This is a genomic window from Bradyrhizobium guangxiense, from assembly GCF_004114915.1.
In the GTDB taxonomy this organism is placed as follows: Bacteria; Pseudomonadota; Alphaproteobacteria; order Rhizobiales; family Xanthobacteraceae; genus Bradyrhizobium; species Bradyrhizobium guangxiense.
The window spans coordinates 2097979-2119590 of record NZ_CP022219.1; the positions used below are offsets into that span (position 1 = coordinate 2097979).

Annotated in this window: 16 protein-coding genes; 3 read left to right on the forward strand and 13 right to left on the reverse strand. The window is 66.1% G+C overall.

Annotated features, from left to right (window positions below; all coding sequences use genetic code 11):
• Nucleotides 1-313 precede the first annotated feature (313 nt).
• Both X268_RS09795 and X268_RS09800 read left to right on the forward strand, forming a co-directional pair.
• Complete coding sequence (locus X268_RS09795; protein WP_128924747.1) at nucleotides 314-1768, forward strand: sensor histidine kinase; 1455 nt, start codon at nucleotides 314-316, stop codon at nucleotides 1766-1768.
• Nucleotides 1765-4734 (forward strand): bifunctional [glutamine synthetase] adenylyltransferase/[glutamine synthetase]-adenylyl-L-tyrosine phosphorylase, encoded by a 2970-nt coding sequence (locus tag X268_RS09800; RefSeq protein ID WP_128924748.1) that lies wholly within the window; start codon nucleotides 1765-1767, stop codon nucleotides 4732-4734. Before X268_RS09795 ends, X268_RS09800 begins: the two co-directional genes overlap by 4 nt.
• On the opposite strand, the gene X268_RS09805 is transcribed toward X268_RS09800, so the two are convergent.
• Genes X268_RS09805 through X268_RS09825 form a run of 5 tightly spaced genes read right to left on the reverse strand, consistent with a single transcriptional unit; the run spans nucleotide 4709 to nucleotide 10689 of the window.
• Entirely contained in the window at nucleotides 4709-4942 is a 234-nt protein-coding gene (locus X268_RS09805; protein WP_164937634.1) for a formate dehydrogenase subunit delta, read from the reverse strand. The genes X268_RS09800 and X268_RS09805 overlap by 26 nt on opposite strands.
• Nucleotides 4932-5759, reverse strand: a complete 828-nt coding sequence (gene fdhD / locus X268_RS09810; RefSeq protein WP_128924750.1) for a formate dehydrogenase accessory sulfurtransferase FdhD — start codon at nucleotides 5757-5759, stop codon at nucleotides 4932-4934. The genes X268_RS09805 and fdhD overlap by 11 nt, the downstream gene beginning before the upstream one ends.
• Before the next feature lie 4 nt (nucleotides 5760-5763).
• A complete protein-coding gene (gene fdhF / locus X268_RS09815) occupies nucleotides 5764-8637 on the reverse strand; it encodes a formate dehydrogenase subunit alpha (RefSeq protein ID WP_128924751.1) in 2874 nt (957 codons plus the stop codon).
• A gap of 10 nt (nucleotides 8638-8647) precedes the next feature.
• Nucleotides 8648-10204, reverse strand: coding sequence for a formate dehydrogenase beta subunit (locus X268_RS09820; RefSeq protein WP_128924752.1), 1557 nt, complete (start codon nucleotides 10202-10204; stop codon nucleotides 8648-8650).
• Nucleotides 10201-10689, reverse strand: a complete 489-nt coding sequence (locus tag X268_RS09825) for a formate dehydrogenase subunit gamma (protein WP_128924753.1) — start codon at nucleotides 10687-10689, stop codon at nucleotides 10201-10203. The genes X268_RS09820 and X268_RS09825 overlap by 4 nt, the downstream gene beginning before the upstream one ends.
• Before the next feature lie 224 nt (nucleotides 10690-10913).
• Between X268_RS09825 and X268_RS09830 the strand changes: the two genes are divergently transcribed.
• Nucleotides 10914-11807, forward strand: a complete 894-nt coding sequence (locus X268_RS09830; protein ID WP_128924754.1) for a LysR family transcriptional regulator — start codon at nucleotides 10914-10916, stop codon at nucleotides 11805-11807.
• Nucleotides 11808-11901: 94 nt separating this feature from the next.
• On the opposite strand, the gene X268_RS09835 is transcribed toward X268_RS09830, so the two are convergent.
• From X268_RS09835 to X268_RS09875, 8 genes are all read right to left on the reverse strand, one after another.
• On the reverse strand, nucleotides 11902-14229 hold the full coding sequence (locus tag X268_RS09835; protein ID WP_128924755.1) for a PAS domain-containing sensor histidine kinase: 2328 nt from the start codon (nucleotides 14227-14229) through the stop codon (nucleotides 11902-11904).
• Between the two features lie 235 nt (nucleotides 14230-14464).
• Entirely contained in the window at nucleotides 14465-15838 is a 1374-nt protein-coding gene (locus X268_RS09840) for a cation-efflux pump (protein ID WP_128924756.1), read from the reverse strand.
• 169 nt (nucleotides 15839-16007) lie between these two features.
• Entirely contained in the window at nucleotides 16008-16976 is a 969-nt protein-coding gene (locus X268_RS09845; RefSeq protein ID WP_128924757.1) for a zinc-binding dehydrogenase, read from the reverse strand.
• 88 nt (nucleotides 16977-17064) lie between these two features.
• Complete coding sequence (locus X268_RS09850) at nucleotides 17065-18060, reverse strand: NAD(P)H-dependent flavin oxidoreductase (RefSeq protein WP_128924758.1); 996 nt, start codon at nucleotides 18058-18060, stop codon at nucleotides 17065-17067.
• A 317-nt stretch (nucleotides 18061-18377) separates the two neighbouring features.
• Entirely contained in the window at nucleotides 18378-19028 is a 651-nt protein-coding gene (locus X268_RS09855) for a hypothetical protein (RefSeq protein WP_128924759.1), read from the reverse strand.
• 49 nt (nucleotides 19029-19077) lie between these two features.
• Nucleotides 19078-19275: a hypothetical protein gene (locus X268_RS09860; RefSeq protein ID WP_430648330.1), complete on the reverse strand. Its 198-nt coding sequence runs from the start codon at nucleotides 19273-19275 to the stop codon at nucleotides 19078-19080.
• Between the two features lie 514 nt (nucleotides 19276-19789).
• Nucleotides 19790-20575: a fumarylacetoacetate hydrolase family protein gene (locus X268_RS09870; RefSeq protein WP_164937635.1), complete on the reverse strand. Its 786-nt coding sequence runs from the start codon at nucleotides 20573-20575 to the stop codon at nucleotides 19790-19792.
• Complete coding sequence (locus tag X268_RS09875) at nucleotides 20575-21594, reverse strand: 2-dehydropantoate 2-reductase (protein ID WP_128924762.1); 1020 nt, start codon at nucleotides 21592-21594, stop codon at nucleotides 20575-20577. Before X268_RS09875 ends, X268_RS09870 begins: the two co-directional genes overlap by 1 nt.
• Nucleotides 21595-21612: the final 18 nt, after the last annotated feature.

The window sequence follows — 21612 nt, forward strand, 5'->3', positions numbered from 1 at the left end:
GCCTGAAGCGGCTGATGTTCCTCAGCGTGGTCGGGAGGAAAGGCCCACAGCCGATCACGGCTCCCGCAGGCTTCCCCCGTCTCCATGGACCCAGCTTGCGGGGAATTAACTTGGTTCCGATCGGGTGCCCCTTTAACGTTCCTCGTCCGCTTATCACCCGTCGTCACGGATGCTTTGCACGTTCCTCGTTCCACAAGCGACCTGCGCGCAGGTGTGACAATTTACGAGGCTATGTTATTGTAAACAAAGCGAAATACGTTGAGTTACCATGCACGTGATGGCAGGCGCGTTGTTGAAATTGGATACATGATCCGTGACGGCATTCGGTAAACTCGTCCGCACCACGGCGTTCCGGCTGACGCTGGTCTATCTGCTGCTGTTCGCGATGTTCGCGGCTTCGCTGCTGGCCTATTTCGCCTGGAATACGCGGCGGCTGATCACCGAGGAGATCACGCAGACGGTGAATGCCGAGACCTCCGAGATCAGTGAGATCTACGGCCGCCGCGGTCTGCGCAGCCTCGTGCTCGCGATCGAGTATCGGGCGCTGCGCCCGGGTGCCAACCTCTATCTCGTGACCACGCCGACCGGGCAGGCGATTGCCGGCAATGTCGGCTCGCTGGCGCCCGGCGTGATGGCGACGCGCGGCTGGTCGGAGACCGCCTACCGGCGCATCGAGGACGCCGACGACCGCGACCATCGTGCGTTGGTGCGCGTCACCGAGCTCGAGAATGGCTTCCGCCTGCTGATCGGCCGCGACCTTGCCGAGCGGCGGCGGCTGTTCGGCATCGTCGCCAAGGCGGCGCAATGGTCGGTCCTGATCGTCGTCGTGCTCGGCCTCGGTGGTGGCGTCTTCGTCGCGCGCCGTGTGCTCCGACGCATCGACGCCATGACGGGCACCGCACAGCGGATCATGACCGGCGATCTCAGCGAGCGCCTGCCGGTCGGGCGCAGCGGCGACGAGCTCGATCGCCTCGCCGAGAACCTCAACGCCATGCTGGAGCGGATCGAGGCGCTGATGGCGGGGCTGAAGGAGGTCTCCGACAACATCGCCCATGATCTCAAGACGCCGCTGACGCGCCTGCGCAACCGCGCCGAGGAGGCGTTGGCGAAATCGGGCTGCGAGGCCGATTACCGGGCGGCGCTGGAGCGTACCATCGAGGAATCCGACGGTCTCATCCGCACCTTCAACGCGCTGCTGATGATTGCGCGCGCCGAATCGGGACAAGCGCGCGGCAACATGGATGATTTCGACGCGGCCGACGTAGCCAACGGCATCCACGAGCTCTATGAGCCGCTCGCCGAAGAGGACGGCATGACCCTGAAGGTGAAGGCCGACCCGACACCGATTCACGCCAACCGCGAATTGATCAGTCAGGCGCTCGCCAATCTGGTCGAGAATGCGATCAAATATGGCAAGCCGGTCGCGCAGACCGGCGGAACCGTGATCAGCATGGACTCCCGGCAAATCACGATCGAGGCCAGGCGCGAGGGCGAGCATGTGCTGCTCAGCGTCACCGACCGCGGTCCTGGTATCCCCGAGGCCGATCGCGCGCACGCCGTGGAACGATTCGTGCGGCTGGAAGCGAGCCGCACGCTGCCGGGCTCCGGGCTCGGTCTCAGCCTCGCCTCGGCGGTTGCGACATTGCATGGTGGTGAATTGAGACTGGCCGACGCCCAGCCCGGTCTTGTCGCCACGCTGGTGCTCCCCGTGCGCGCCGGCGACAGGGTTGCTCCGCCAATACCGGATGTGCCACAGAAGGTGGCATGAACCATCCCGCGCCGGGAAACGCGGACAAGCATGGTGAGAGACTCGCCGCGCGCTTTGCGGAAGCTCCCCATATTGCCGCTTCCACAACCGACGAACGACGTTTCGAGAGCTGGCTGACCGAGCTCGAGCCGGCCCAGTCGGCCCGTATCGAAGCGCTGCTGGCTCATCCTTTCGCGCGGGATATCCTGGCCGGGATTGCGGAATTCTCGCCCTATCTGTTCGATCTCGTGCGCGCCGACGCCTTGCGCTTGATCCGGCTGCTCGAATGCGATCCGGATGTGCATCTGGCGTCGCTGATCGCGGAGGCGAGGGGGGCGGTGCTCGCCGCGCCTGACGAGGCCGAGGTGATGCGGCTGCTTCGCCGCATGAAAGCGGAAACCGCGCTCCTGACCGCCCTGTGCGACATCGGTGGCGTCTGGCCGGTGATGCGGGTGACGGCTGCGCTGACCGATGTTGCAGTGTCCTCGGTGCAGGCGGCGCTCCAATACCTGCTGCGGCAGGAAGCCGCACGTGGCAAGATCTCGCCGCCCAACCCCGAGGCGCCCGAAGAGGGCTGCGGGCTGATCGTGCTCGCCATGGGCAAGATGGGTGCGGGCGAGCTGAACTATTCCAGCGACATCGATCTCATCGTGTTCTTCGATCCCGACGCGACGACGCTGGCGGCGGACATCGAGCCGCAGCCGTTCTTCGTCCGGGTCACGCAGGGAATGGCGCGCATCCTCCAGCAGCGCACCTATGACGGTTACGTTTTCCGCGTCGATCTGCGCCTGCGGCCCGATCCGTCCTCGACGCAAGTGGCGATCTCGCGGGACGCCGCGCTGAACTATTATGAGCGGGAAGGGCGCACCTGGGAGCGCGCCGCGATGATCAAGGCACGTGCCTGTGCCGGCGATTTCAGGGCGGGCGAGGCATTGCTCGCCGAGATCGCACCTTTCGTCTGGCGCAAGCATCTCGACTTCGCCGCGCTCGCCGATGTCCACGACATGAAGCGGCAGATGCAGACCTATCGCGGCCAGAGCGAGGTCGCCGTGGAGGGGCACAACGTCAAGGTCGGTCGCGGCGGCATCCGCGAGATCGAGTTTTTTGCCCAGACCCAGCAATTGATCGCCGGCGGCCGTCATCCGGAGTTGCGGGTGCGGCCGACGCTGAGGGCGCTCGACATTCTCGCCTCCAGCAACTGGATCACCCCAGCTGCGCGCGACGAGCTGACCACGGCGTACGAATTCCTGCGCAGGGTCGAGCATCGCCTCCAGATGATCGCCGACGAGCAGACCCACGCACTGCCCGAGGACAAGGACGCGGTCGAGCGTTTTGCCCGCTTCTTCGGCTATCCCGATCGCGAAGCCTTTGCGAGCGACCTGCTGCGGCAGCTCGAGATCGTGCAGGGGCACTACGAGAAATTGTTCGAGGGCGACGACCCAACCGGCACGGCCAAGCTGCCGGCGCTCGACTACAGCGCCGGTCCCGACGATCCGCGCCTGCTGCAGCATTTGGCGAGCCTCGGCTTCAAGAAGCCTGCCGCCGTCGCGCAGACTGTGCGCGACTGGGTCACCGGCGACTATCGCGTGTTCCGCAACGAGGCGACGCGGAACGCCTTCGTCGAATTCGTGCCGGCCCTGATCGACGGCCTAGCCCATGCCGAAGAGCCGGATCGCGCGGTCGTGGCATTCGATCATTTCCTGGGCGCGCTGCAGCGCGGCGGCCGGCTGATCACGCTGCTCGGCCAGAACCGCGAGCTGGTCGCGCTGGTGGCCCTGGTGCTGGGCGCCGCGCCGCGGCTCGGCGAGATGCTGGCGCGACAGCCGCAGCTCATGGATGGCCTGATCGACCCGCGCTTCTTCGGCGCCATGCCGGACAGGCAGGAATTGTCGGGACGGTTGGCTGCGACGGTCCAGGACGCCGGCTCCTACGAGGAGTTCCTCGATCGCCTGCGCCTGTTCGGCCAGGAGAGCCTGTTCCTGATCGGCACGCGCATCCTGTCCGGCACCGTCTCGGCGCAGCAGGCGAGCACGGCCTTTGCCGACGTTGCCGAAGGCATCGTCCATACCGTGCATGGCCTGGTCGCCGACCGCTTCGCCGCCCAGCACGGCCGGATCAAGGGGCAGGAGACCGCGATCATCGCGATGGGCCGGCTCGGCAGCCGTGAGATGACGGCCTCGTCCGATCTCGACCTGATCCTGCTCTACGATTTCGACAGCGACAATCCTGACTCCGACGGGCCGAAATCGCTGCAAGGCGCGCATTATTTCGCCCGCCTGACCCAGCGCCTGATCAGCGCGTTCACGACGCGCACCAATTACGGCGTGCTCTACGAAATCGACATGCGGCTGCGTCCCTCGGGGCGCGCCGGTCCCGTGGCCTCGAGCCTGGTCTCGTTCGCGGATTACCAGGCCAATGAGGCCTGGACCTGGGAGCACATGGCGCTGACGCGCGCCCGCGTGGTGTCGGCTTCGCCCGAATTCCGGATGCGGATCGAACGCGTCATCCGCGACGTCTTGCCCCGCCGCCGCGACCCCGCCATCACGGCCAACGACGTCGCCGACATGCGGCGCGCGATCGCGCAGGAGAAGGGCGAGGCCGATTGCTGGGATCTCAAGCATGCCGCCGGCGGCATGGTCGACATCGACTTCATCGCGCAATATCTCCAGCTCGTGCACGCGCACGACAAGCCCGAGATCCTCGACGTCAACACGATGCAGGTGCTGGAAAACGCATGCAGGATCGGTGTGCTCGGACAATCGGAGACCGAGATCTTGCGTGCGGCCGCGCGGCTCTATCACGACCTGACGCAGATCCTGCGACTCTGCGTCAGCGACCGCTTCAAGCCCGAAACGGCCGGCAACGATCTGCAGCGCGTGATGGCACGCGCCGGCGATGCGCCGGATTTCTCCTCGCTCGAGGCGCGGGTGAAGGAGACGCAGAGCGAGGTGCGGCGCGTGTTCAGGGCGCTGCTGGAAGGGGCATAGCCTGCTTCAGCGAGGTGAGGGCCTCCCGCACGTTGGGCTCCAGGCCCGCGCCGCCGGCATCGAGATGAGCGAAAATCGCGCGCTTCATCCGGGGATCCCAGAACTTCTTGATGTGCTCGGCAATCCCCGTTACGGCCTTGTCTTGGCCCTGGCTCTGGAAGAACTTGCCGATCTGGTTGGCCATGTAGATCAGGCGGTCAGGCGACATCGGCAACCTCCGTGGCATGGCGGGCGACAACCCGGTCACCATGCGAGAACACTTCGAACCCGTCCTGGCGGGCAATGGCGATCAGCGTGATGCCGGCGGCTTCCGCCGTACGCACCGCGAGCGCGGTCGGCGCGGACACTGCGATCATCACCGGCGCACCGATCGCGGCAGTCTTCTGCACCATCTCGACCGAAACACGGCTTGTCAGCAGCACCATGCCGCCGCGCGGGTCCGTGCGGCTGCGCGCGAGCGCTCCTGCGAGCTTGTCGAGCGCATTGTGGCGGCCGACGTCCTCGCGCAGCGCAACGATGTTGCCGGCAGGGGACCAGAACGCCGCAGCATGAACGGCGCGGGTTTGCAAATTGATAGATTGCAGCGGCGCGATGGCCTGCATCGCCGCCATGATCTCCTCCGGCGTGAAGGCCTGGCCGTGCGGTACGACCGCGGCGGGGCGCACGGCTTCGGCAATGGACTCGATGCCGCAGATGCCACACCCGGTCGGCCCTGCTATGTGGCGGCGACGCTCGCTGATGAGTGCGGCATCTTCCGCCCCCAGCCACATCCTGAGCTCGATGCCGTCGTCGAGGCGAACCACCTCGAGCGACTTGATGTCGTCGACCGATTTGATGATGCCTTCGTCCAGGCTGAAGCCGACGGCAAAATCCTCCAGGTTCTGCGGCGTTCCCATCATGACGGCATAGGTGCCGCCATTATAGGTCAGCGCCAGTGGTGTCTCCTCCGGGATCAGCCGCGTGCCTTCGAACGCGACGCCGTCGCGCCAGATTTGTCGGTCGATGGCCTGGACCGGCACGTGCATGCCGTTACTCCGCGGCTTCGGCCGGCGCGATGCGGCGGGGATGCCGCGCCTGCGCGTCATAGGCCTTCTGCCAGTCGGACGGGCCGTTCGAGGGCGAGACCTGCACCGCGGTGACCTTGTATTCGGGGCAGTTGGTCGCCCAGTCGGAATAGTCGGTCGTGATGACGTTGGCCTGCGTGTCCGGGTGGTGGAAGGTGGTGTAGACGACGCCCGGCGCCACGCGATCGGTGATCTCCGCGCGCAGCGTGGTCTCGCCGGCGCGGCTCTTCAGCCGTACCCAGTCGCCGTCGCGCACGCCACGCTGTTCGGCGTCGTGCGGATGGATCTCGAGGCGGTCTTCGGAATGCCAGACCACGTTCTCGGTGCGCCTTGTCTGCGCGCCGACATTGTACTGGCTGAGGATGCGGCCCGTCGTGAGCAGCAGCGGATAGCGCGGGCCGGTGCGCTCGTCGGTCGCGACATATTCTGTGACGACGAACTTGCCCTTGCCGCGGACGAAGCCGTCGATATGCATCACCGGCGTGCCCTCCGGCGCCTTGTCGTTGCAGGGCCACTGCACCGAGCCGAGCTCATCCAGCTTGGCGTAGGAGACGCCGGCGAAGGTCGGGGTCAGCGCCGCGATCTCGTCCATGATCTCGGAGGGGTGACTGTACTTCATCTCGAAGCCCATCGCCTTGGCAAGGCCGATGGTGACCTCCCAATCGGCCATGCCGTTCTTCGGCGTCATCACCTTGCGGACGCGCTGGATGCGGCGCTCGGCGTTGGTGAAAGTGCCGTCCTTCTCGAGGAAGCTCGAGCCGGGCAGGAAGACGTGGGCGTAGTTCGCGGTCTCGTTGAGGAAGAGGTCGTGGACGATGACGCATTCCATCGCTGACAGCGCCGCGACCACGTGGCTGGTGTTGGGATCGGACTGGAGGATGTCCTCGCCCTGCACGTAGATCCCCATGAACGTGCCTTCGACCGCGGCGTCGAACATGTTGGGAATGCGCAGGCCCGGCTCCGGGTTGAGCTTGACGTTCCACAGCGCCTCGAACTGGTCGCGCACGGCATCGCCGGAGATGTGGCGGTAGCCGGGCAGCTCGTGCGGGAACGAGCCCATGTCGCAGGAGCCCTGTACGTTGTTCTGGCCGCGCAGCGGGTTCACGCCGACGCCGGGACGGCCGATATTGCCCGTCGCCATCGCAAGGTTCGCGATCGCGATCACGGTGGTGGAACCCTGGCTGTGCTCGGTGACGCCGAGGCCGTAATAGATCGCGCCGTTGCCTCCGGTGGCGTAGGTGCGGGCGGCTTCGCGCAGGTCTTTCGGATTGACGCCGGTGAGAATGGCGGTGGCTTCCGGGCTGTTATTCGGCTGGGCCACGAACGCCGCCCATTCCTCGAACTCGCTCCAGTCGCAGCGCTCGCGCACGAAGGCTTCGTTGACGAGGCCCTCGGTGACGATGACATGCGCCAGCGCGGTCATGACCGCGACATTGGTGCCGGGCATCAGGGGCAGATGCAGCGCCTTCACATGCGGCGATTCCACCATCTCGGTGCGGCGCGGGTCGATCACGATCAGCTTGGCGCCCTGGCGCAGCCGCTTCTTCAGGCGGGACGCGAACACCGGGTGGGCGGAGGCCGGATTGGCGCCGATCACGACGACGACGTCGGTGTCCTCGACCGAGTCGAAATCCTGCGTGCCGGCGGAGGTGCCGAAGGTGGTGGCGAGGCCATAGCCGGTCGGCGAATGGCAGACGCGGGCGCAGGTGTCGACATTGTTGTTGCCGAAGCCGGCGCGGATCAGCTTCTGCACCAGATAGGTCTCTTCGTTGGTGCAGCGGGACGAGGTAATGCCGCCGATGGCGTCGCGCCCGTATTTCTTCTGGATGCCGCGCATCTTGGCGGCGGCGAAGGAGAACGCCTCATCCCAGGAGACTTCGCGCCAGGGATCCTCGATCCGCTCGCGGATCATGGGCTTGAGGATGCGTTCCTTGTGATTGGTGTAGCCCCAGGCGAAGCGGCCCTTGACGCAAGAATGGCCGCGATTGGCCTTGCCGTCCTTGTACGGCACCATGCGCACCACTTCCTCGCCGCGCATCTCGGCCTTGAAGGCGCAGCCGACGCCGCAATAGGCGCAGGTGGTCACGACGGAATGCTCGGGTTGGCCGATCTCGATCACCGACTTCTCCGTCAGCGTCGCAGTCGGGCAGGCCTGGACGCAGGCGCCGCAGGAGACGCATTCGGAGCCGAGGAAGCTCTCGCTCATACCGGGCGAGACGCGGCTGTCGAAGCCGCGGCCGGAAATGGTCAGCGCGAAGGTGCCTTGCACCTCCTCGCAGGCGCGGACGCAGCGCGAGCAGACGATGCACTTGGAAGGATCGTAGGTGAAGTACGGGTTGGACTCGTCCTTGGGCATCCAATGGTCGTTGTCGCAGCCGTGGCTCTTGGCGAAGACGTGATTCTCACCCTCATAGCCGTAGCGTACGTCGCGCAGGCCGACGGCGCCCGCCATGTCCTGCAGCTCGCAGTCCCCGTTGGCGCCGCAGGTGAGGCAGTCGAGCGGATGGTCGGAGATGTAGAGCTCCATCACGCCCTTGCGCAGCTTCTTCAGCCGCTCGGTCTGGGTGTGGACGACGAGGCCGTTCATCACGGGCGTGGTGCAGGAGGCCGGCGTGCCGGCGCGGCCCTCGATCTCGACGAGGCAGAGCCGGCAGGAGCCGTATGCGTCGACCATGTCGGTCGCGCAGAGTTTCGGGATCTGGTGGCCGGCGTCCATCGCGGCGCGCATGATGGAGGTGCCCTCGGGCACCGTGACCTGATTGCCGTCGATGGTCAGCGTGACCATCGTTTCCGATTTCGAGCGTGGCGTGCCGTAGTCGATTTCTTCGATCAGAGACATCGGTGCTCTCCTATTCCGCGGCCTGAAGCGTTGTCGGGATGGGTGCGAAATCCTCCCGGAAATGCTTCAATGCACTGAGCACGGGGTAGGGCGTGAAGCCGCCGAGTGCGCAGAGCGAGCCGAATTTCATGGTGTTGCAGAGGTCCTCGACCAGCGCGAGGTTTTCGTGGACGCGCTCGCCGTTGATGATCTTCTCGATGGTCTCGACGCCGCGGGTCGAGCCGATCCTGCACGGCGTGCACTTGCCGCAGGATTCGATCGCGCAGAACTCCATGGCGAAGCGCGCCTGCTTGCGCATGTCGACGCTGTCGTCGAACACGACGATGCCGCCATGGCCGATCAGGCCGTCGCGCGCGGCGAACGCCTCGTAGTCGAACGGCGTGTCGAACAGGGCGCGCGGGAAGTAGGCGCCGAGCGGCCCGCCGACCTGCACCGCACGCACGGGGCGGCCGGTGAAGGTGCCGCCGCCGATGTCGTCAACCAGCTCGCCGAGCGTCACGCCGAAGGCGGTCTCGAACAGGCCGCCGTAACGGATGTTGCCGGCGAGCTGGATCGGCATCGTCCCGCGGGAGCGGCCCATGCCGAAATCCGCATAGGCCTTGGCGCCCTCGGCGAGGATGAAGGGAACGGCCGCGAACGACAGCACGTTGTTGATGACGGTCGGCTTGCCAAACAAACCATGGTGTGCCGGCAGCGGCGGCTTGGCCCGCACGATGCCGCGGCGGCCTTCGAGGCTCTCCAGCAGCGAGGTCTCCTCGCCGCAGACATAGGCGCCGGCGCCGACGCGGACCTCGAGGTCGAAGCTGGTGGTGGAGCCGCCGATCCTGTCGCCGAGATAGCCGCCGCGCTTCGCAGCCGCGATCGCCGCGTTCATCGCCTCGACCGCGCGTGGATATTCGCTGCGGATGTAGATGTAGCCCTTGGTCGCGCCGACAGTGATGCCGGCGATGGTCATGCCTTCGATCACCAGGAAGGGATCACCTTCCATGATCATGCGGTCGGCGAAGGTGCCGCTGTCGCCTTCGTCAGCGTTGCAGACGATGAACTTGCGGTCGGCCTTGGCCTGCGCGACCGTCTTCCACTTGATGCCGGTCGGAAAGCCCGCACCGCCGCGGCCGCGCAAGCCCGACGCCGCGACTTCGTTCAGGATCGCATCAGGTCCGAGCGAGAGCGCGCGCTCAAAACCTTTGTAGCCGCCATGGGCGCGGTAATCGTCGAGCGAGCGCGGGTCGATCACCCCGCAGCGTGCGAAGGTGAGGCGGGTCTGGCGCTTCAGCCAGGGGATCTCGTCGGTCGCGCCGAGCCGCAACAGATGCGGCGCGTTGCTGGCGAGCGCGTCGAGCAGAGAGGGCACATCGGCCTCGGTCACCGGGCCAAAGGCGATGCGGCCCTGCGGGGTCGCGACCTCGACCAGCGGCTCCAGCCAGTACATCCCGCGCGAGCCGGTCCTGACGATCTCGACGGTGACGCCCCGCTTGGCCGCGGCCAGCTCCAGCGCCAGCGCCACCTCGTCGGCGCCGACGGCGACCGCGCCCGCATCGCGTGAGACGAATAGACGCATGCTCATCGCTGGGCCTCCGCAACCAGCGCATCCAGGCGCTTCTGGTCAAGCCGGCCGATCAGTCGGCCGTCGAGCATTGCGGATGGCGCGGTCGCGCACAGGCCGAGGCAGTAGATCGGCTCCAGCGTGACGCGTTCGTCGGGCGTGGTGTTGCCGAGCGACACGCCGAGCTTGGCTTCGGCGCGCGCCGCCAACGCATCACCGCCGGCAGCCTGGCAGGCTTCGGCGCGGCACAGCTTCAGCACACGCCGGCCGGCCGGCTTGTGCCTGAAATCATGATAGAACGTGAAAACGCCGTGCACTTCGGCGCGGGAGAGGTTCAGCGCCTGCGCCACCATGGGAATGGCGGCCTCCGGCACGTAGCCGAACGCGTCCTGAAGCGCATGCAGGATGACGAGCGTCGCGCCTTCCTGCTCGGCATGTTCGGCGATGATCTCGGCGCCGCGCGTTTCGTCCCAAGGCTCGTAACGAGACTCGTAAGTGGCTGTCATTCTTGGTTCTCAACCTGAGCGTTCCTTCACCGCAAACTATTTGGAATCATTCGAAGATCAATAAAGCTGTCTCATGCTGCGATCGCGAATTCAGATCGATTTGCAACCGCGATCGATCGATACGAATTGCCAATGAAAGTTGTATCGGTTGCGGGTTTTTGCGTGTTGGTGCAGGCCCGGCATGCTAGCTTGCATGCCACGACAGAATCCGAGGGGACGACCGGTTGATCGACAAGCTTGAACTGCTGCTGGCGCTGGCAAAGGAGCGGCATTTTGGCCGCGCGGCGGAAGCCTGTGGCGTGACGCAACCGACGATGTCGACCGGGCTCAAGCAGCTCGAGGAGATTCTCGGCGTCATGCTGGTCCAGCGGGGCTCGCGCTTTCAGGGGTTTACGCCCGAAGGCGAGCGGGCGCTTGACTGGGCGCGGCGGATCGTCGGCGACGCCCGCGCGATGCGCGACGAGATCAACGGGCTGAAGCATCAGCTGTCCGGTGAGATTCGCATCGCGGCGATCCCGACCGTGCTCGGCATGGTCGCCGCGCTGACGACGCCGTTCCGCGCCAGGCATCCGGAGGTGCGCTTCCGCATCCAGTCCACCACCTCGTCCGAGGTGCTGGGACTCTTGGAAAATCTCGAGGTCGATGCGGGGCTGACCTATATCGAGAACGAGCCGATCGGCAAGGTGCGCACCATTCCGCTCTACAACGAGAGCTATCGCCTCTTGACGGCGCCGGATGCCATGTTCGGTGACCGCGAGACGGTGACCTGGAAGGAGGTCGGGCAGGTGCCGCTATGCCTGCTGACGCCCGACATGCAGAACCGCCGCATCATCGACCGCGCGCTGCGCTCGGTCGGCGCGGAGGCGACGCCGACACTGACCTCGAACTCGCTCTTGGTGCTGTTCACGCATGTGAAGACGGGGCGCTGGGCGAGCGTTATGCCGGCCAAGCTCGCCGAGACGCTCGGCCTCTCCGACACCGTGCGCTCGATCCCGATCGTCGAGCCCGACGTCAATTACAGCATCGGCATGGTGATCCCGCAGCGCGACCCGATGACGCCGCTGATCGCGGCGCTGGTCAATGTGGCGCGTGAGGTCGCGCCAACGCTGCAATTGTAGATCCTGCTGGCATAGGACGAGCAAGCGCCTCGTCCTTCGTCCGCCGCAGGCGGACGTCTCGAAGCATGGCCGCAGGCACGCAGCTCGCGCGGCCTCAAGCCGCAGCCGATATCCCGGCCGCCTTGACCGCGTCGCGCGGCAGCGTCACGCGCACCACCGTGCCGACATCGATCTTCGAGCGCAGGCGCATCGAGCCGCCGTGGAGCTGCGCCAGCGAGCGGGCGATCGCAAGGCCGAGGCCTGAGCCGTGATAGGTCTTGGTGAGCTGGCTCTCGACCTGCTCGAAGGGGCGGCCGAGCCGTGCCAGCGAATGCGGCGCGATGCCGATGCCGGTGTCGGCGATCATCAGCACGATCCTGTCGTCGAGCTGCCGGCTGCGCACCACGACACGTCCGCCGTCGGGCGTGAACTTCACCGCGTTGGAGAGCAGGTTGACGATGATCTGCTTGGTGGCGCGGCGGTCGGCGACGACGGAGATGGATTTTGCGATGTCGGCGTCGAGCGTGATGTGCTTGTCCTCGGCCCGGCCGGTCACGACGCGCAAGGATTCCGCCAGCGTCCGCGACAGGTCGAGCTCTTCCATGTCGAGCTTCATGCGGCCCGCCTCGATCTTGGACATATCGAGGATGTCGTTGATGACCTCGAGCAGATAGTGCCCGCTGGTCAGGATGTCCTGGCAGTATTCCTGGTACTTCTCGCTGCCGAGCTCGCCGAACATGCCCGAGCCCATGATCTCGGAGAAGCCGATGATGGCGTTGAGCGGCGTGCGCAGCTCGTGGCTCATATTGGCGAGGAATTTCGACTTGGTCTGGTTGGCTTCCTCGGCGCGGGTCTTCTCGCGCTGGTATTTCTCGGCGAGATCGGCGAGCTCGACCGCCTGGCGCTCCAGCGCGGCCTGCGAACGCTTGAGGTCGATGACGGTGGCGCGCAGGCGCAGATCGTTGTCGACCAGCTTCTGCTCGTGCTCCTTGATCCGTGTGATGTCGGTGCCGACCGAGACGTAACCGCCATCCTTGGTGCGACGCTCGCTGATGTGCAGCCAACTGCCGTCGTCGAGCTGCGCCTCGAAGGTGCGCGCGCCCGGGCCCTGGCTCGCGGTCTCGTTGTGGCGGGTGCGCACCTCCGGCATGCGGCCGACTTCCAGCACGGTTTCGTACGAGGTGCCGGGGATGACGGCGCTATCGGGCAGCTTGTGCAGGCGCTGGAAGTGCGAGTTGCAGAGCACCAGGCGGTCGCTCGCATCCCACAGCACGAAGGCTTCCGGAATGGTCTCGATCGCGTCGCGCAGGCGGAGGTCGGCTTCCACCGTCCTCTCGGCAAGGCTCTTCTGCTCGGTGATGTCGACGGCGATCCCGATCAGGTGAACGCTGGAATCGGTCGCGCCGCGGGTCTTCTCGCAGCGGACGCGGAGCCAGATCCAGTGGCCGTCGACGTGCTGCATGCGGAAGGTCTGGTCGATATGGTCGATCTTCTCGGAGATCAACTGGTCGGCGATCGCGAACAGGTCGATGTCGTCGGACTTCACCAGCGCGTTGACCTCGCCGAAGGTGAGGAGCTCGTTGCGGCCGTCGAGGCCGAGCATCGAGAACATCGACTGCGACCAGAAGATCCGGCCGCGCGACAGATCCCAGTCCCACAGCCCGCAGCGGCCGCGGTTGAGCGCGGTGTCGATGCGGCCGCGCACGGCGTCGTTGATGAGATCGCCTTCGCGGGCGCGGGTGGACTGCCAGTGAAAGGCGAAGCCGAGAATCAGGACGACGAAGCCTGTCGTCGCCGACAGCGTCACCGAGAGCGCGGCGTCCGAGCCCCAGATCGGCTCCTTGCGCTCCTGGATCACGGTGACGAAGCCGGGCAGCGACTTGATCTGCCGCGAGGTCGCCATCGCGGCGTTGCCGTTCGGCAGCGTCATATCGGAGATGTCGCCGTCGCGCGGTGGCGAGGCGAGCAGCTGCGCCGTGGTGATGGCATCGAGCAGGCGGTCGTTGCCGGAGGGATCGCTGTCGACCGGGATGCGGGCGAGGATGCGGCGGTCGATGCCGGCCGAGGTGACGATGACATGGCGGCCCGAGGCCGTGCCCCAGGACGGGATCAGATCGGGCAGCAGCGTCGGCAGGCTCTCGATGTTCCTCAGCCGCTCCTGGCGTACGGAGGTGAGGCGGTCGATGCGTTCGGCGAGCAGATCGGCGAGCGCCGAGATGTCGTGACGGATCACCAGGCGCTTCTGACGGGTCTGGTCGACCACCTGCACGAACGCGCCGAGGCAGATCGTGATCAGGAATGCGATGATGAGCGTCGGCACGGCGCGACGAAGCGCTGGCTCCGCGATCAAGAGCCGATGATAGGCAGGTTTCGCGATCGACTGCGCCAATCCCTTGATTGAATCGGATTGGACGCACGCGTTCGCGGCGTCTGCACGCGACATGCCTTCGGCCCCCTGAAAACCAGCTTGCAACTGAAGTCCGGAAGCAGCCCCACGTCGCTTCCGAATCACACTGATTTGAATCCAGTTTTCGCGGGCTGTCGAGAGTCAACGAATCGTTAACGCGAAATTATTCTTATCCAACGCGCAGTTTGTGCATCGCGCGTCCGCAAACTCACGGACGCGCGGAGTCCGAAACGGGAACGTGTGACTCCTCGCGCGTTCTTCGTCTCTTTCGTCACGCGCGCGGCGGCTCGGCGTGGCTGATCACGCGCTTCACGCTCGGAAACGCGCGCCGCAGCGCGCGCTCGATCGCGTCGACATGCTCGTGCACCTTGATCACGCTCATCGATGGCGTCGCGCGGCAGTGGAAGTTGACGATCTCGCCGGCATCGGTGTTGCGGACACGGACATTGTGGATGTCGTGGATCTCGCTGCCGGCGGCATATTCCGCCAGCGCGGCGGCGATGGTCCGCACCCGGTCCGGCGTGGCATCGATCCCGAAAGGAAGCCCCGGTTCCAACGGCTCGATATGGACGTCGACCTCGACGTCCTCGCCGAACTCCTCCTGGATATTGCGCTCCAGCGTGTTGGCGATCTCGTGCGCGGCGTCGAGCTGCATCCCGCCATCGACCTCGAGGTCGATGCCGACGATCAGCTTGGCGCCGAGATCGTGCACCGTGACATGATGGATGGCGAGGCCCGAATTGCGCGCGATCACCATGATGCGGTCGCGCACCGTCTCGTTGTCGCGCGCGACCGGGACGGGAGTGAAGGAGAGGTCGGCATCCCCGAACGCCTGGTCGACGGCGGCATGCGCCCTGCGCTTGATCTCCTCGACCCGGTCGATCGGATAGGTTCGCGGCACCTTTGCGATGGTGTCGATGAAGGTGGTCGCCCCGACCATGCGCACGCGCAAGCGTTCGACGTCGATCACGCCGGGCACGCTGCGGATCGCGGCCGTGGCCTTCTCCTGCGCGCCCTCGGGGGCGCGATCGACCAGCGTCTGCACGGTCGCGCCGGCCATGCGCAGGCCGAGGGCTGCGATCATCACCGCGACCGCGGCCGCGGCCGCCGCATCGCCCCACCAGAAGCCGAGGCCGGCGAGGATCAGGCCCACGATCACGGCCAGCGAGCCCATCACGTCGGAGGCGAAATGCAGCGCGTCGGCCGCCAGCGCCTGACTTCGCGTCTCGCGCGCGGCGCGGTGCAGGGCGCGGGCGCGCCAGAGATTGACGACGATGTCGATCACCAGCACGACGAAGGGCACGGCCGAAATGGTCGGCGGCGGGGTTCCCTCGCTCAGCCGGCTATAGGACTCGACCAAAATGCCGCCGGCGAGCACGTAGAGCAGGGCGGTGACGCCGAGCGCGGAGACGCTCTCCAGCTTGCCGTGCCCGTAATGGTGCTCCTCGTCCGCCGGCTTGTCCGACACCCGCACCACCGCCCAGGTGATGATGGTCGCAATCAGGTCGATTGAGGAGTGCAGGGCCTCGGAGATCAGCGCCAGCGAGCCGATCGCGATGCCGACCACGAACTTGGCCGCCGCCATGCCGCCGCTGGCGAAGATCGAGATCGCGGCGACCGAGGTTTTGTCGTGCTGGGAGGTCATGGCGGGGATTTAGCAGCCCAGTGCAGGACATCAAGCGATGATCCACAGCCCGTAGTCGCGAGTGACTTGCAGGAGCACTCAACACGTCATTCCGGGGCGCCGAAGGCGAACCTGGAATCTCGAGATTCCGGGTTCGTTCCTGCGGACCGCCCCGGAATGACGGTGGCCCCTATAGCGTCACCACGATCTTCCCGAGATGCTTGTTCGCCTCCATGTGCGCGAACGCTCCGTCGATGTCGTCGAACGCGAACACCTTGTCGATCGGCAGCTGCAGCTTGCGCGACTCGACCGCGCCCCAGATGTCCTTCCTGACCTCCTCGAAGATCTCGCGAACCTCCTCGATGGTGCGGGTCCGGAAGGTGACGCCGACATAGTCGATGCGGCGCGCCGCATGCAGGTCGAAGTTGAAATCGGCATGAGTGCCGCCGAGCCGGCCGACATTGACGATGCGGCCCTTGACCCTGGTCGCGGCGAGGTTCTGGTTGGCGACCTTGCCGGAGACCTGGTCGACGATGAGGTCGACGCCGTCCCCGTTCGTCGCCGCCAGCACCTCGTCGACCCATTTGGGATCGGAGGAATCAACGGCGAGGTCGGCGCCGAACTCCTTGAGCCGGCCGCGGCGATAGACGTCGGTGGAGGAGCCGATCACGAGCTTGGCGCCCTTGAGCCTTGCGATCTGCATCGCCATCAGGCCGACGCCGGAACTGGCGCCCTGGATCAGCACGCTCTGGCCGGGCTGCACGCCGCCCACGGTGACCACGGCGTTGTGCATGGTCGCGAGCGCGACGGGGAGGGTGGCTGCCTCCTCGAAGTTCATGTTCGAGGGCGCATGGAACAGCCGGCCGTGGTCGGCCAGCGTGTATTCGGCGAAGGCCGCGCCGCCCGAGCCCATGATGCGATCGCCGATCTTCACGCCCTTGGCATCCGGTCCGAGCTCTGCGACCTCGCCGGCCCATTCCATCCCGAGCACGGTGCCGACGCCGCCCGCGGCGCCATGGGCGTGGCCCTTGCGCATGCCGGTGTCGGCGCGATTGAGGCCGCAGGCGCGGACGCGAACCAGCACCTGCGTGCCCTTCGGTCTTGGTTGAGCGACCTCGGAAATCTGAGCCCCATCAGGACCATAGACGTAGGCCTTCATGCGTTACCTCGAACTCACCTGAGATTGTAGATGAAGAGCGATGCCGTTCTTCCTCTCTCCCCGCTTGCGTGGAGAGGGGAAAGAACGATCACTCCGCAGCTTCGCGTTGCGGCTGAACGATCATGCCTTCCAGCCGGCCGCGGATGATCGCCTCCGCCTCGCGCACGATGCGGGAGACCAGCTCGGCGCAGCTCGGGATGTCCTGGATCAGGCCCTGCACCTGGCCGGCCGACCAGATGCCTTCGTCGGAATTCCCGGTCGCGTAGACCATCTTGCCGCGGGCGCCCGCGACGAGTTCGCGGATGTCCTCGAACTTGGCGCCTTCCTTCTCCATCGCGACGACCTTGGTCGAGATCGCATTCCTGGCGACGCGGGAGGTGTTGCGCATGGTGCGGAAGATCAGCTCGGTCTCGCGCTCGTCATTGGCGACGATCTTCTCCTTGATCATCTGGTGGATCGGGCTTTCCTTGGTGGCCATGAAGCGGGTGCCCATGTTGATGCCGTCCGCACCCAGCGCCAGCGCGGCGACGAGGCCGCGGGCATCGGCGAAGCCGCCCGAGGCGATCATCGGGATCTTGATCTTGTTGGCGGCGGCCGGGATCAGGATCAGACCGGGCGTGTCGTCCTCGCCGGGGTGGCCGGCGCATTCGAAGCCGTCGATCGAGATGGCGTCGACGCCCATGCGTTCGGCCGAGAGCGCGTGGCGCACGCTGGTGCATTTGTGCACGACCTTGACGCCGTGCTTCCTGAACTCGTCGACGTGCTCCTGCGGCTTGTTGCCGGCGGTCTCGACCACCTTGATGCCGGCCTCGATGATGGCGGCGCGGTATTCGGCGTAGGGCGGGGGCTTGATCGCGGGCAGGATGGTGAGGTTGACGCCGAACGGCTTGTCGGTGAGGTCGCGGCAACGCGCGATCTCCCTGGTCAGATCCTCGGGCGTCGGCTGTGTCAGCGCCGTGATGAAGCCGAGCGCGCCGGCATTGGCAACGGCGGCGACCAGCTCGGCGCGGCCGACCCACTGCATGCCGCCCTGAACGATCGGGTGCTCGACGCCGACGAGCTCAGTGAACCGTGTCTGCAACATGGATGTGCTTCCCCCCTGGGTGGCCCGCAGGCTCTGTTGTCCGTTGATGACAGGAAGGATGCCGCCGGGGTCGGGAAATGTCTATTGCGGGGGTGTGCGATGGAGGCGGGGCGTCATGCGGGCGGCGGGGGTGATTCCGCGGGGCGGATAATTGAGGCGCGCCGCTGCCTGATGAGAGGGCAAGCCCTTTCCTCAAACTCCGCCGTCATACCCGCGCAGGCAGGGTATCCAGTACGCCGCGGCCTCTCGGCTCTAGCCTCGCTGTCTCTGGAATACTGGATTGCCCGCCTACGCGGGCAATGACAGTGAGAGCGGAGCTACTCCGCCGACAGCCGCACCATCTGGCGGCCGCCGTTCATTTCCTTGAGGCGGTTGACGAAGTTCTCCGGACGCTGCCAGCGGTTGGGGACCTCGAGGCCCATGAACTCGGCGATGTCGCCGATGAAGCCGGTGCAGTTGGCGGTCTCGGCGTTCCACACCGGCGAGTTCGCCTGCAGCTTCTTGATGTAGGCGAACACGCGCTTGGCGTCGGCCTCGTTCAGATAGACGCGATAGCTCGCGGTCAGATATTCGGGATCGAGATCGCCGTAGCTGGCGCCGGTCTCCGACGGCACAAAGGTGATGTGGCCGAGCACGTAAGCGAGCGTGTCGCCGGCCGGCGTAAGCCCTGCCACCTCGACCGCCTTCTCGCTGGTCTTGCCATACCAGACGAAGGCATGGCCCCAGCTCGCGGCCGTGCGGGCGCGGAAATCGACGTAGTAGGGACCTTTCTCCGCGCGCGCGACCAAGCGCCGCGTCGATTGCGGTGTCGGACGTGACGCGGAGTCGGTGGTGGCAAGCGCGCCGGCGTCGGCAGCGCGCTTGTTGGCTTCATGCGCCGAAGCCGAGGGCATCAGGCAGGCGATCATCGCCGCGAGGGCGAGTCCGGCAAGGATGCAGGATCCCGATCGATCAGGTCTGTTCGTCACGCTGTGCCCCTCGACTGTCGGCCGCTTACGCTGGTTTTGCGCGAGCGCGTCAGTAGCGCGCCGCGACCGGGCCCGGCGCCTTGCCGATCGGGGCCTTTCCGACCGGGCTCTTGCCAATCGGCATCTTGCCGATCGGGGCCTGCTCCGCCGGATAGACCGGCACCGGCTGGCGGCGCGGCAGATCCGCAGCGTTCGCGGCCGTCACCAGAACAAGCGTGGCACCCAGAGCAAATACAATCTTCTTCACAGCGATACCCCTAGAAGGTTTGGTCCAAACACGGCCATGCCGTGCCCCCAGACACGCCTCCCAAAAGGGCGACCGAATGCGTCCAAGTTGCGGCGCGTGTGGGACATGTTGGCGGCATTGATCGGGCGCGCGCAGATGTGATGTGTCTGGATACGTCGCGGATGTCGCTCCACTCGTCCGGGCTACGGCATCGTGCGCGCGATCACTTCCCGAGGAAATTCGAGCGCATCTTGTCGGCGAACCAGACCACGAAGATCGCACCGAACGCGAGAGCAAAGTACAGAGCCGTCCATAAAAGTGCGTTACCTGCATTTGTCATGGCATCCTCCCTGGCGTCAGAAATTGATTGTCGGGAAGGATAAGACAGCCGTGCCGACGCGATTTGCGCCGGATCAATTTTGCCGCGCTGCGGCGAGAATAAGTAAGCGGCCCGCGCGAGCGGAGCGACATGAGGCACCACCCGCAGAGCGTCCCGGATATCACTTTATCCAGGCTTGCGGCACTGCACTCTCAGCTACAGCCGAAACTCGTTGGTGAGCTCGCCGATGCCGTCGATCGCGACGGTCACCGTGTTCAGGGGCTCCTTCATCACGCCGACGCCGACCGAGGTGCCCACCGCAATGAGATCGCCGGGCAGCAGGGTCATGTCGTGGGAGATCTTGCTGACCAGCTCCTGCGCGCTGAAGATCATGTCGGAGATCGGGTAGTTCTGCCGCTCCGTGCCGTTCAGGATGGTGCGGACGGTGAGTTTTGCGGGATCGAGGCCGGTTGCGATCACGGGGCCGAACGGACCGTAATCGTCGATGCCCTTGGCGCGGGCCCATTGCGGGAAGGTGGGGTCGCTGGTCAGGATGTCGTTGGCGGTGATGTCGTTGACGCAGGTGTAGCCGAAGATGAAGCTGTCGGCCTCATCTAGCGAGACGCGGGCGCAGGTCTTGCCGACGACGATGCCGAGCTCGCCTTCGTAGGTGGTCTTGCCGTCGTAATAAGAGGGCCGGCGGATCACGGCGCCCGGCGTCGTGACGGTGGTGGTGGCCTTGAGCAGATAGAGCGGCTCCGGCGGCTCGGGCTGGTTGAGCTTGGCCGCGAGCGCGTGAAAATTATTCCAGAGCGCAACGATCTTGCTGGGCGCGCAAGGCGCGAGCAGCTCGACGTCCGACAGGGCCAGCGTCTTGCCGGTGGGCGCATGGCGGCCGAACATCTCGCCCTCGTGCACGCTGATGCCCGACGAGGTCAGCGTGCCGAAACCGGTCGCGCCCTTGCACCGGAAGCGCAGCCACTTCTTCACCGCGGTCGTCATCACGCCACCGCCAGTGCACGGGGATCGGCCGGCGTCGAGACGCCGTCATAGAGGCCGGCGATGCGGGCGCGCTGGGTCACCATCGCCAGCACCGAGTCGAGCGCCGGCGTCGGGATGCCGGTGAGGCGGCCCATCTCCTGTACGACGGTGACCAGCGGGTCGATCTCCATCGGGCGGCCGCGCTCGAGATCCTGCAGCATCGAGGTCTTGTGGGCACCGACCTTGCGCGCACCCTCGATGCGGCGCTCGACGTCGACGCGGAATTTGACCCCGAACGTCTCGGCAATCGCCTGTGTCTCCACCATGATCGCGCGCGACAGCGCCCGCGTCGCCGGATCGGTGCAGATCACGTCGAGCGTTGCGTGCGTGAGCGCGCTGATCGGGTTGAAGCAGACATTGCCCCACAGCTTCAGCCAGATCTCGTCGCGGATGCGGTCGAGCACCGGGGCCTTCAGCCCGGCTGCGACGAACAGGTCGGCGAGGCGCTGCACGTCCGGCGTGATCTCGCCGGAGGGCTCGCCGAGCGGGAAATTGTTGCCGTAGACGTGGCGGATCACGCCGGGCGCCTCGATCTCGGTCGCGGGATAGACAATGCAGCCGATGGCGCGTTCGGCCCCAAGCTCGCGCCACTGTCGCCCGCCTGGATCGATGCTCTCCAGCGTCGCGTTCTCGTATTGGTTGCCGTGCTTGTAGAAGTACCAATAGGGAATGCCGTTGACGGCGGTGACGATACGGGTGTGGGGCCCGAGCAGCGGCTGCATCCTCTCGATCACGCCGGTGATCGAATGCGCCTTCAAGGTGATGATGATGAAGTCCTGCACGCCGAGCTCGGCGGGGTCGTCGGTGCAGCGCGGATGCACGGTGTGCGTCTCCCCGCCCGCGAGCAGCGTCAGGCCGCGCTCGCGCATCGCGGCAAGGTGCGCGCCGCGCGCGATGAGACTGACGTCGGCGCCTGCGCGCGCGAGCTGAACCCCGAGATATCCGCCGATCGCGCCGGCGCCGTAGATGCAGATCTTCATGAAATCCTCGCGAAGGGA

Excerpts from the sequence above, each read along its gene's own strand:
- X268_RS09825 (WP_128924753.1), bottom strand. The coding sequence starts at position 10,689 with ATGACAGCCACTTACGAGTCTCGTTACGAGCCTTGGGACGAAACGCGC.
- fdhF (WP_128924751.1), bottom strand. The coding sequence starts at position 8,637 with ATGTCTCTGATCGAAGAAATCGACTACGGCACGCCACGCTCGAAATCG.
- X268_RS09845 (WP_128924757.1), bottom strand. The coding sequence starts at position 16,976 with ATGAAGGCCTACGTCTATGGTCCTGATGGGGCTCAGATTTCCGAGGTC.
- X268_RS09840 (WP_128924756.1), bottom strand. The coding sequence starts at position 15,838 with ATGACCTCCCAGCACGACAAAACCTCGGTCGCCGCGATCTCGATCTTC.
- X268_RS09800 (WP_128924748.1), top strand. The coding sequence starts at position 1,765 with ATGAACCATCCCGCGCCGGGAAACGCGGACAAGCATGGTGAGAGACTC.
- X268_RS09850 (WP_128924758.1), bottom strand. The coding sequence starts at position 18,060 with ATGTTGCAGACACGGTTCACTGAGCTCGTCGGCGTCGAGCACCCGATC.
- X268_RS09820 (WP_128924752.1), bottom strand. The coding sequence starts at position 10,204 with ATGAGCATGCGTCTATTCGTCTCACGCGATGCGGGCGCGGTCGCCGTC.
- X268_RS09835 (WP_128924755.1), bottom strand. The coding sequence starts at position 14,229 with ATGTCGCGTGCAGACGCCGCGAACGCGTGCGTCCAATCCGATTCAATC.
- fdhD (WP_128924750.1), bottom strand. The coding sequence starts at position 5,759 with ATGCACGTGCCGGTCCAGGCCATCGACCGACAAATCTGGCGCGACGGC.
- X268_RS09870 (WP_164937635.1), bottom strand. The coding sequence starts at position 20,575 with ATGACGACCGCGGTGAAGAAGTGGCTGCGCTTCCGGTGCAAGGGCGCG.
- X268_RS09875 (WP_128924762.1), bottom strand. The coding sequence starts at position 21,594 with ATGAAGATCTGCATCTACGGCGCCGGCGCGATCGGCGGATATCTCGGG.
- X268_RS09805 (WP_164937634.1), bottom strand. The coding sequence starts at position 4,942 with ATGTCGCCTGACCGCCTGATCTACATGGCCAACCAGATCGGCAAGTTC.